The organism is Deltaproteobacteria bacterium (assembly GCA_030654105.1).
Lineage (GTDB): Bacteria > Desulfobacterota > SM23-61 > SM23-61 > SM23-61 > JAHJQK01.
In genome coordinates, this window is sequence record JAURYC010000288.1 from 21,590 (window position 1) to 32,042 (window position 10,453).

General features: G+C 55.7%; 10 protein-coding genes. 2 read left to right on the top strand and 8 right to left on the bottom strand.

Annotation, left to right across the window (positions count from 1 at the left end; all coding sequences use genetic code 11):
• Positions 1-80: 80 nt before the first annotated feature.
• From Q7V48_12535 to Q7V48_12565, 7 genes are all read right to left on the bottom strand, one after another.
• Positions 81-1,271 carry an MFS transporter gene (locus tag Q7V48_12535; protein MDO9211555.1) on the bottom strand — a complete coding sequence of 397 codons (1,191 nt, stop codon included), beginning with the start codon at positions 1,269-1,271 and terminating at the stop codon, positions 81-83.
• A 164-nt stretch (positions 1,272-1,435) separates the two neighbouring features.
• A complete protein-coding gene (locus Q7V48_12540) occupies positions 1,436-2,917 on the bottom strand; it encodes a M81 family metallopeptidase (protein ID MDO9211556.1) in 1,482 nt (493 codons plus the stop codon).
• A gap of 56 nt (positions 2,918-2,973) precedes the next feature.
• Complete coding sequence (locus Q7V48_12545; protein ID MDO9211557.1) at positions 2,974-3,963, bottom strand: ATP-binding cassette domain-containing protein; 990 nt, start codon at positions 3,961-3,963, stop codon at positions 2,974-2,976.
• A 29-nt stretch (positions 3,964-3,992) separates the two neighbouring features.
• Positions 3,993-5,012: an ABC transporter ATP-binding protein gene (locus Q7V48_12550; protein ID MDO9211558.1), complete on the bottom strand. Its 1,020-nt coding sequence runs from the start codon at positions 5,010-5,012 to the stop codon at positions 3,993-3,995.
• Positions 5,012-5,911 (bottom strand): ABC transporter permease, encoded by a 900-nt coding sequence (locus tag Q7V48_12555; protein MDO9211559.1) that lies wholly within the window; start codon positions 5,909-5,911, stop codon positions 5,012-5,014. The genes Q7V48_12550 and Q7V48_12555 overlap by 1 nt, the downstream gene beginning before the upstream one ends.
• Before the next feature lies 1 nt (position 5,912).
• Positions 5,913-6,830, bottom strand: a complete 918-nt coding sequence (locus tag Q7V48_12560) for an ABC transporter permease (GenBank protein MDO9211560.1) — start codon at positions 6,828-6,830, stop codon at positions 5,913-5,915.
• An 80-nt stretch (positions 6,831-6,910) separates the two neighbouring features.
• The gene (locus Q7V48_12565) at positions 6,911-8,434 is read right to left on the bottom strand and encodes an ABC transporter substrate-binding protein (GenBank protein ID MDO9211561.1); all 1,524 of its coding nucleotides are present in this window, start codon (positions 8,432-8,434) and stop codon (positions 6,911-6,913) included.
• Between the two features lie 361 nt (positions 8,435-8,795).
• Between Q7V48_12565 and Q7V48_12570 the strand changes: the two genes are divergently transcribed.
• Positions 8,796-8,996: a cold-shock protein gene (locus Q7V48_12570; GenBank protein ID MDO9211562.1), complete on the top strand. Its 201-nt coding sequence runs from the start codon at positions 8,796-8,798 to the stop codon at positions 8,994-8,996.
• A 293-nt stretch (positions 8,997-9,289) separates the two neighbouring features.
• On the top strand, positions 9,290-9,562 hold the full coding sequence (locus tag Q7V48_12575) for an RNA-binding protein (GenBank protein ID MDO9211563.1): 273 nt from the start codon (positions 9,290-9,292) through the stop codon (positions 9,560-9,562).
• A gap of 147 nt (positions 9,563-9,709) precedes the next feature.
• Here Q7V48_12575 and Q7V48_12580 read toward each other — a convergent pair.
• On the bottom strand, positions 9,710-10,453 hold a 744-nt coding region (locus tag Q7V48_12580; GenBank protein MDO9211564.1), incomplete at its 5' end, for a DUF3394 domain-containing protein.

Here is a 10,453-nt window from a genome sequence, read left to right on the forward strand (position 1 = left end):
AACGAAGCCCTCTCCCGCTGAGGAGGGAGGGTTAGGAGGGGGAGAATTCAAGGCTTACCTCCCCCCCCATCCCGCCATTTTTAAATGGCCCTCTTATTGGTAGGGTAAGGTATGAGTGCGCCCGGAATGAATGCCGCCCAGGGGATGAGAGCGATGACCCACAGGGTTAGGGGTACCCCCCAATGGTCGGCAAAGAGCCCCAATAAAGCCGTTCCAATACCCCCCGTCCCTATGGCAAAGCCAACAATCAAGCCCGAGGCCATCCCCAGGCTTTTAGGCATGAAGAACTGACCCATGACCATGGACACAGTGAAAGAAAAGATTAAGATGAAGCCGGCCAGGATAAAACAGATAAAAGACCAGAAGCCGGAGCTTAACAGAAAAAGGACCAAAAAGGGAGTGGTAAGGCCCAGGCTGAAAAGGACAATTTTTTTATGCCCGAAACGATCCGCCAGCGGCCCTCCGGCGAGCGTACCTAAAGTTCCGGCCGATAGAAACGCGAAAAGGAGATTCCCGGCCTGCATCGGGTCTCCCTTCATATAATTGATGTAATAAAAAGGGATGAAAGTCATCAACCCGATGTGCGCCCAGGAACGCAGCATGACCATCCCCAGCAGCAGAGACATCGGGTAGAGGGCCGACCTCGTAGCGACATCCGTCGAGGTCAAGGTAGGCGAAGAACGAATGGAGGGCCGGCTCACGCGCCAGAAACGACTGAAGAGAAACACCCCGGCCATGGCCGCGCCTGGAATTAGAAAAAAGACACTTCCCTTAAGCCCCAGGCTCTTCACCAAGGCAACGGCCATCAGCGGACCGAAGGCAAACCCTAAGTTCCCTCCCACCCCGAAGATGGACATCCCTGTGGCCTTCTTCTCCCCGGCGAAAAAGTTGGAAAGGCGCCACCCTTCGGGATGGTAGATGGCCACTCCCACCCCACTAAGAATTACCAGGATAACAATTTGCTTGTAACTTGAGGCCCACCCCAAGAAGGCGATTCCCAGAGCGGCGCAAAAAATACCCAACGGCAGGAACCAGAGGAAGGATTTTCGGTCCGTGATATAGCCGAAAAGCGGCTGGATGACCGAAGAGGTCAGGTTGGAAAACAACATGATCGTTCCCGCCATGGCATAAGAAAGTCCTAAAGCGTCTTTTAGGAAAGGGAGTAACGCAGGCAGGGCGCTGGTATTCAAATCCGTCATCATGTGGCCCATACTCAGAAGGATCAGACCCCGGTAATCAATCTTCTTTATTATCCCGGTTTTTTCGTCCAAGGTATACTCCTTCGAAATTTTAACAACTTGTAGCTCCTTAGGTTATTCTATACATTTCCAAGCGAAGCATTTTACCACGGGGAGCCTTATTGTTAGCCGAAGTTCATAATCATTTAACCAAAGCCCTGGAAAGGAAGTAGAGTTCGCTGGGTGCCTGGTAGCGATCAATCCAGGTCGAGGGGATAGACGGGGCGGCGGACTTTGCGGTAGTGGAAGCGCTTGAGGTCCATGGAAGCTAAGCCACCGCTGTCCGCCAGAAGCACCCCGCTGGAAATGGGTTCGAAGGCGGCCCGGAAATGGTGCCAGGATTTGACCGCAAGAACGGAGCACTCCCGGGGCTCGATGTTCTGGGTACGGAAGACCTGCAAATCGTACACCTGGTGGTTATGAGTAGCCACCACCACCCGCACTCCACCCTGCCGCAAAACAGCCGTCGGCCCCAGGGAGAAACGGACGCCCTTGTTCATAGGCCCTTCGCAGGTGTAAGCTCCGTCGCTGATATTCTCAACCACTCCATCAAAAATGAGGGAAGGCCCGTAGGTTCTGGGATCGATCTTCGCTCCCAGTTCCACTTTCACCTTGGCGCCTCTTCCGGCACTTACGCACTGACGGGCTGCTTCCGGATCGGCCACGGAGGCAAAGGCCGCATTGGGCAGGTCGGCCTCAACCATGGCTCGCAAAAGATTGATCCCGTCGCCGTAGCCTCCCGATCCGGGGTTGTCGGTGTAATCGGCGATGATTAGCGGCTTGCTTCCAGGGAGCACGGACTTCGCCTTTTCCATCGCCTCTTTGATCTTCACCGGCTGAACCGTCTTTTCATCCCGGGTCGCCCAGATCTCTTCCTGAAGTTCCTGAGCCAGGGCCCGGTAGCGCGGGCTCTCGCCATTTCCGGTAATCGTCACCGATGGGCCAACCTCCGGGATGTCGGACCAGACGAAACCGGCGCAGACGGCCACTGCCAGCACGCCCGGTTCTTTCTGCTGCAATTCCTCCGCTTTCCGGAGAATTCTGGACATGGGACCGCCCTGGGTGCGGCCGTAATCGCAGCCATCGATCTGAGGCCCTCGTACCATCAATGCCCGCGGGCAAATCTTTCCTTCCATGGCCCGCTGAAGGAGGCTGGCTGCCTCCATGGCCCGCTCGTAATGATCCACGTGAGGGTAGGTGCGGTAGGCGATGACGATGTTGGCCAGGCGGGCCATGACCTCGGTCACGTTGGCATGAATGTCCAGGGTTATGGCAATCGGCACCTGCGGGCCGAGCCTTTCCCGGAGGCGGCGCAAGAGATCCCCTTCGGCGTCATCCTGGTCTTCTGTGACCATGGCTCCGTGCAGGGCGAGGAGTACACCATCGAAAGGGCCTTGCTTGCAAGCCTCGATGACTGCCCCGCTGAGTTCCGCCCAGGTCTCGACCATTGTCTTCCCGCTGGGAGTTGCCTGGGCGGCGATGGGCTGAACCAGATTCCAACCATACTTCTTGGCTGCATCGAGGTGGCCTCCGATCTCCGTACGGGTTCCGGCCAGGGCCTGTTGAATCTCCTCTCCCCGGTAATACCGGCGTGCTTTATAGGAGCTAATCGTTGCGGGAAGGATGCTGAAAGTGTTGGTTTCGTGGTTGATCTCCGCAGAAAGAACGCGTCGGGCCATCAAATTATCTCCTTTGTTATCGTGCGAGTCCGCATTCTGAAATCCGCAATCCGCAATTATACCTTTGGGGGTTCCTTCCTCTTTGATTCATCCAGGAAGCACGCCACCATCCCTTCTTCATCTCTTCGGGAAGAAGGGACCTTTTCACTGCAATCCGATTTGGCAAAAACACACCGTGGATGAAAGGTGCATCCGGGCGGGGGGTCAAGGGGATTGGGAAAACCGGCCCCCAGATGGACCACTGGAACTCCAAGGCCCGGTTCCGGCGTAAGCACCGATTCCAGCAGAGCCCGGGTGTAAGGATGACGGGGGTTCTGAAATAATCGGTCTGTCTCGGCCTCCTCCACGATCCGCCCCAAATACATAACCGCCACGCGGGTAGCCAGATGTTCCACCACTGCCAGATTGTGGCTGATAAGTAAATAGGTGAGTCCTAACTCCTTCCTCAAGGAAATGAGCAGGTTCAGAATCTGTGCTTGAACAGAGACGTCGAGAGAGGATGTGGGTTCGTCGCAGATCACCACTTCAGGTCGCATGATGAGGGCCCGGGCGACCGCCACTCGCTGGCGCTGCCCCCCTGAGAGCTGTCCCGGATAGCTGTGGTAAACCCGTCCGGGCAGGCCAACCAGGTCCAACATCTCCTCCACCTTACTCCGCCAGGTAGATGGATCGCCTACCTTGTGAACCCGGAGGGGCAGGGAAATGATAGACCCCACCATTTTACGGGGATTCAGCGAAGAGTAAGGATCCTGGAAAACCGGCTGGATCATCCTAGAGCGGGTACGCCGGTCCTCTCCGGCGATGGCTCGGCCATCGATGAGAATCTGACCACTAGTCGGAGGTAGGAGGCCCAACAGCATACGGGCCAGGGTCGTCTTGCCGCAACCCGACTCGCCCACAAGGCCTAAAACATCTCCTCTGTTTATACCCAGAGAAACTCCATTGACCGCCCCAAGAGCCCTCTTGCCTTTGAACAGGCCGCGGCTGACCGTGAAGGTCCGGTGCACGTCCAATAATTCTAAAACCGGTTGTTGGGATTCCGTCATTTTCTTGTTTTCACGCTCTGCGCTATGCCCTATGCGCAGGGCGATTTTAACTTCTCCGGCTCCAGAAGGCAACGATAGCCCCAGTTTAAGCTAAGGGCTCGAATCTCGGGGTTCTGGCCGGAACAGCTCTGGAAAGCATAGGAGCATCGGTTGCGGAAGCTGCAGCCGTTAAGCTTTCCAATGGGGGTCGGCACCATCCCGGGAATGGAGCCGAGAAATTCTCCCCGTTTAGTCTTGCCCGGAACGGGGATGCAGCTCAAGAGCCCATGGGTGTAAGGATGCATGGAATTTTCGAAGACCTCCTGGACCGTTCCGGATTCCACGATTTGCCCGGCATATATGACCGCCAGCCGGTCGGCGATTCGCGCCACAATTCCCAGATCATGGGTAATCAGGATCATGGCCATGTGGAACTCCCGTTGCAGGTCCTTCAATAGATGGAGAATCTGGGCCTGGATGGTGACATCGAGGGCCGTAGTCGGCTCGTCGGCAATAATCAGCTCGGGCTCGCACATGAGGGCCATGGCGATCATCACGCGCTGGCGAAGGCCTCCGGAGAGCTGGTGGGGGTATTGGCTGAGGCGGCTTTCGGCGGCGGTGATTCCCACCTTCTCCAGGAGGAACACCGCCCGCTGGCGTGCTTCCAAATGGCTCACGCCACGATGCCGGATTATGACCTCCTTCAGCTGGTTGCCAATAGTATAGGCCGGGTTGAGAGAAGTCATGGGTTCCTGGAAAATCATGGCCATTCGATCACCCCGAATGTCGGCCATTTCCCTTTCGCCGAGCTTTAGTAAGTCCATACTAAAGAAGTTTAAAGCCTTGGCGCTTCGCCGGGCAGCCCTGGGAAGGAGGTCCATAACAGCCAGGGCGGTCATGGACTTGCCGCAGCCGGACTCTCCCACCAGACATAGGGTTTCACCCTGCCGAACGATAAAGCTCACGTCGCGCACTGCGTGCAGTTCTCCCGCGGCCACGGATATATCCACGTTAAGGCCTTCAACCTCCAGCACCACGTCCGGGTTATCTTTTGATTGCCGTTTAGCCATCAGCCCCGACTCTCCGGAGCGGTCACATCCCGGATGCCGTCTCCTGCCAGGTTGATGGAAAGAACCAGCAGGAACAACGCCACCCCAGGAATGGTAATCAGCCAGGGTTCAAAAAAAAGGAAGTCTTTCCCTTCAGAGACCATCAGACCCCAGGAAGGTGTAGGCGGCTGGACCCCTAGCCCCAGAAAGGAAAGGGCCGCTTCCAGCAGGATGGCGTTGGCCATCTCCAGCGTGGCCACCACCACCAGGCTATTCAAGACATTGGGCAGGATCTCTGAAAGCAGGATCCGAGCGGTGGAGCAGCCCACGGCCTCGGCCGCCGGGACATAATCCTGATTGCGGATCTGCTGGGTGGCGCTGCGCATGACCACGGCGTACCGGTTCCACAGCAGGAGCCCGAGAACGATGATCACCACTTGAAGCGATCCCCCTACCAGGCCTACCACGGCAACCGCCACCAGGACAAAGGGCAAACTGAGGCGGAGGGTGATGATAAAAGTGATCACCATATCCACCCGCCCCCCGAAATAACCCGCCACGACTCCCAGGGCTGTTCCGATCACGCCGGAGATCAAGGCCACGCAGAAGCCGATGAGCAGCGAGATCCGGGCGCCATATAGAAGCCGGCTCAGATAATCGCGGCCCACATGGTCCGTCCCCAGAGGATGTTCCGGTTTGCTATCCGGGTGCCAGAAGGGCTTGGAGATTCGCTTGACGAGGCTTTGCTGGTAGGGGTCGTGGGGGGAGAGCAACGGAGCCAACAGGGCCAGAAGGATGATGATTCCCAGGATGACCCCGCCGATCATCAGCCCTTTGTGGCCGAAGATGCGGCGGCGCAATAGCTGCCCGGGCGATGGGCCGAGGATTTCTTCGGCTGCGGGAATCTGGCGGAGTTCCATCTCAGGTCACCCGGATCCGCGGGTCGAGCCACCCGTTGAGGAGGTCCGCCGCCAGGGTGAGAACGATGTAGATGACGGCAAAGACCAGGATCACCGCCTGCACCGTGGGGAAATCGGAGCGTTTGATGGACTCCCAGGCCAGATATCCCATTCCCTGGATGGCGAAGACCGTCTCGATGACGATCGAGCCGCCCAGCATGAAGCCGAACTGCACGGCGGACACGCTGACCACGGGGATGACGGCGTTGCGCAGGGCATGTTTGAAAAGAATCGACCCGGACAACAGCCCCTTGGCCCGGGCGGTGCGGATGTAATCGGAGGCCAGAACCTCCATCATTCCCGCCCGGGTCAGGCGCATGATGGCCGGCATGGCGTAGTAGCCCAGGACAATGGTGGGCATGACGAAATATTCCCAGCCTTCCGTTCCCGAAGGCGGAAGCAGAGGAAGCCAGACGCTCAGCAAAACCATGAGCATCAGCCCGAGCCAGAAGCTGGGCATGGCCTGCCCCATGACCGAGAGGAAAAGGGCCGTTCGGTCGATCCAGCTGTTGGGCCGTATGGCGGCGATTACACCGAGTGGGATGGAGAAGACCAGGGCAAAGACGATGGCGGAAAAACCGAGGATCAAAGTCGCGGGCAGGCGGGCGGCCATGATCTGGCTGACCGGCACCCGGAAATAATAGCTCATCCCGAAATCTCCCCGGAGCGCTTTCCCGATCCAGGTGAGGTACTGGGTGTAAATCGGCTGGTCAAACCCGTAGGTCTTGCGGATGAAGAGAATGTCGGCGTCCGTGGCCGCCTCTCCTCCGATGGCCGTAGCCGGGTCGCCAGAGAGGTAGAGCAACCCGAAGCTGAGGGCGGATACGACCAGCGCTACCGCTACCGCTAGAGCAAGTCTCTTCAGGGTATAGATGAGCATTCCGGTTCCCCGTCGGTCCTTTTCCCTGGAAAAGGCCCGGTCCCTTCAGGGGGCCGGGCCTTCACGCGCATTCCGTCTCTCTATTTCCAGGAAGCGTTGAAGAAACGGGGAATCTCATCCGGCTGGGCGGTGAAATTGAGATCCTTCGTGTAGGCGTAGTTCATGTTCGAGGACCACAGAGGAATGCAGTAGGCCTGCTCGGCAATGCGCTGCAGGGCCATTTTGTAGTTTTTCTTGCGCACTTCCAGATCGACGGAAGTGTCGGCGATCTCCAGCCATTTGATCACTTCCGGATCACGGGCGTTGTCATCGGCCGTGCCCCCGAAGAAGTTCCCGGTGAAGGCGGAGGCGTCATGGATGGAGAAAGAGCCCCAGTTGTTCATGGCCATGTCCACTTCGCCAACCCGGATCTTTTCCCGTACGGCGGCGTAGGTCATGTATTGGATCTTGGCCTTGATCCCCACGGCATTCAGGTATCCCATGATGGCTTCCATCTCAGGCCGTTCCCGCCAGCCGTAAAAATCCATCTCAAAACCGTTGGGGTACCCCGCTTCCGCCAGGAGCTTTTTGGCCTTGGCCGGGTCATACTCGTACCGGACCACGTCGCTGGTGCAGCCGAGCTGGCTGGGATAGCAGGCCGAGTGGATGAGCTGGGATGCTCCTCTGACCAGGGTTTTCTGGATGGTGGCTTTGTCGACCGCGTGGCCGATGGCCTGCCGGACCTTTAATTTATTGAGCGGGGAGTTCCGCCCCTTTTTATTGACCGCGTCAAACTGCAGGAAATGGACCCTCATGGTATCGGAATTTTCCACGGTTATCTTGGGCATCTTGGCCATCTTCTCCGCCTGGTCCTGCGGCACCCGCCAGATCCAATCCGCCCTTCCGGACATGAGCTCGGCGATCTGGGTGTTCACCTCGCTGATGAAACGGATATGGAGCTTCCCGATGCTCGGCTTGCCCTTGGGGCTGTCGGCAAAGTAATTCTCGTTCTTGGCCATCGTTATGCTCTTCCCCGGGACCACCTCCACGCCCTTGTAAGGGCCCGTCCCCACCGGTTTGATGGCCATCCCGTCGGGACCCACCTTGGCATAGTACTTGTGGGGGTAGATGGCCATGACGGCGGCGATGTACTCGGGGGCGGCCGGGAAATTCTTCTTGGTCTTTAGGCGGACCTTGTATTTTCCCAGCTTCTCGCACTTTTCGATCCAGTTGACGTTGTTCTGGGTTTTGACTCCGTTCTTCGGGTCGGAAACCCAGTTCAGGGTGTAAACCACGTCATCCGCGTCGAACTCGTCGCCGTTGTGGAACTTCACCCCTTGACGCAGGTCGAATTCCAGGGTCTTGCCGTCGATGAACTTGTAGGAGGTGGCCAGGTTCGGCTTGTATTCCCCCGTCTTGAAGTCGCGGTAGAGCAAACTGTCCCAGAGGAGATGGCACAGAACCACCCCCCAACGGTCGGTGTTGAAGTAGTTGTCCACCGATGAAAGCTCTACGGTGTGGAGGATGTTTAGCGTGTCGTTGGCCTTGCCGGCATAAGCCAAGGGCGCGACCCCAGCGAGCATCAGGAATGCCATCATCCAGACTAAGAAAAACTTTTTCCTCATAATTCCGCCTCCTGAATGGATTTTAATAAAAGATAATACAAAGCGACTGACGGTAAAAACCTTGCCCTTTTCCTCTTTCTCCGAGAGCGGTTGTTACCCAGAAGGAGATAGGATACCTTACTGGAGTAAGGTGTATTATAGGGGGAAGGGGTACAAGTGTCAAGCTGGATAGGGAAAACGTACTTGTTTTATTCCTTGACAGCCTGCAAGAAAAAAGTTATTATATATTTAATAAGTTGCAAAGAGTTTTGGTTTGGAATAAAAAAAGCCGCATAGCTCTTGATGCTTATGCGGTTTTTTTATTGCCCCGGCCCGGGCGATTGCATCTTATCAGCGTGAAAAAGGAAGGAGGTGAAATGCAATGTCTAAAGGTCGAGTCAAATGGTTTAATGAGCAAAAGGGATTTGGATTTATTTCTCACGATGGTGGTGATGATTTATTCGTGCACTTCTCATCCATTAAACAAGACGGTTTCAAGGTTCTTCATGAAGGGGACGAGGTCGAATTCGAAATCGCCCAGGGTAAGAAGGGCCTGCAAGCTATCGATGTGGTGAAATGCTGAAGATCTGCAATCGGATCGTAAGACCCCAGGAGAGTATTAAAACCTGGGGTCTCTCTCGGCGTGACCCCTGGCGGTCAGGGTTGGCGCGATCCCCAAATAAAAATCTTGATGAGGGGGTATAAATGGCACGGATAAGGAGAAATTTTTACCGGAGGAGTTCCAAAAGGAAAGTGCCCCCAAAATCCTTTAAGGTAACCTGCGCCCGTTGTGGAAAAGAGCTGTGGATGGAGGTCTCCCCTCCTCCCGAAAAAGCTCTTCTTTGCCTTGATTGTTACAATCAATGAGGAGGGAAAATGAATACAAAAATTTATGTGGGCAACCTCCCTTTCCAGACCACCGAACCGGACCTTAAAACTCATTTTTCCCAAGCCGGAGACGTCGTATCGGTTAAGATCTTAAAGGACCATCAAACCGGCCATCCGCGGGGATTCGCCTTTGTGGAAATGTCGACCCGCAGGGAAGCTCAGAAAGCCATCTCCATGCTGAATAAAAGAGGTTTTATGGAAAAAGAGTTGCTGGTGAAAGAGGCAAGAGTCCGCCCCGGTTTCCGGGGGAGAAGATACTAAGGGTACAGATTAATTCCTCAATCTGTACGAAATTAAACGACCATCTTTGAAGTTTCTTCCATCATCCCCGTATAGGTAATAACCAAGCAAATCGTAAGATTTTTCCTCAAAAAGACTATCCGGTCAGGTCGTCATTTTTTATCCCATCTACCCGCGGAGTTTCTTGTTACGCCGCCAGCGTAAGTGGTGAGAAAAAATAAAGATGGAAATGATAAAGGCGCCAATGACGTCGGTGATGAAACCCGGTTCAATGAGTAAAATCCCCGCGGCCATAGCCAAAAAGCGCTCGGTCCAGGTGCACCGAACCACGGCGAATCCCTGCAAGCCAATGGCAAAGGCGGTCACACCGATGATGCTGGTGAATACGATTTGAATAATCTCGGCCAGCGGTGCGGCTAAGAGAAGACCTTGCCCCGAAATCCACATGTAGGGAATGATGAAGGCCACGATACTAAATTTAAATGCGGTCCACCCCACCTTATTGGGATTCGCACCGGCAATGGCTCCTGCGGCATAGGCCGAAAGAGCGACCGGAGGCGTGATGGTCGAAATACAGCCAAAATAAAAGACAAAGAGGTGGGCGGCCAAGAGAGGTACACCGATCTTGATGAGGGCGGGTACGGCCATCGTGGCCAGCACCACATAAGCCGCAGTCGTGGGCAGGCCACATCCCAATATCAGGGAAGCCAGCATGGTTAAAAACAGGGCTATCCAAATCGATTCGCCCGGGGTCGCAATCATCAGGCTAGAAAACTTGAGACCCAAACCGGTAAGGGAGATGACGCCAATAATGATCCCTGAACAGGCGCAGGCGACTGCTACACTGGTGATGCTGCGTATGCCTTTATCTACCGCCTCCAAGAAATTTTTGGGGAGGGCACCCATTAAAAG

What these genes read in the sequence shown, in the direction of transcription:
- Q7V48_12540 (MDO9211556.1), bottom strand. Translation starts at nt 2,917, where the DNA reads ATGGCCCGACGCGTTCTTTCTGCGGAGATCAACCACGAAACCAACACT.
- Q7V48_12545 (MDO9211557.1), bottom strand. Translation starts at nt 3,963, where the DNA reads ATGACGGAATCCCAACAACCGGTTTTAGAATTATTGGACGTGCACCGG.
- Q7V48_12550 (MDO9211558.1), bottom strand. Translation starts at nt 5,012, where the DNA reads ATGGCTAAACGGCAATCAAAAGATAACCCGGACGTGGTGCTGGAGGTT.
- Q7V48_12555 (MDO9211559.1), bottom strand. Translation starts at nt 5,911, where the DNA reads ATGGAACTCCGCCAGATTCCCGCAGCCGAAGAAATCCTCGGCCCATCG.
- Q7V48_12560 (MDO9211560.1), bottom strand. Translation starts at nt 6,830, where the DNA reads ATGCTCATCTATACCCTGAAGAGACTTGCTCTAGCGGTAGCGGTAGCG.
- Q7V48_12565 (MDO9211561.1), bottom strand. Translation starts at nt 8,434, where the DNA reads ATGAGGAAAAAGTTTTTCTTAGTCTGGATGATGGCATTCCTGATGCTC.
- Q7V48_12570 (MDO9211562.1), top strand. Translation starts at nt 8,796, where the DNA reads ATGTCTAAAGGTCGAGTCAAATGGTTTAATGAGCAAAAGGGATTTGGA.
- Q7V48_12575 (MDO9211563.1), top strand. Translation starts at nt 9,290, where the DNA reads ATGAATACAAAAATTTATGTGGGCAACCTCCCTTTCCAGACCACCGAA.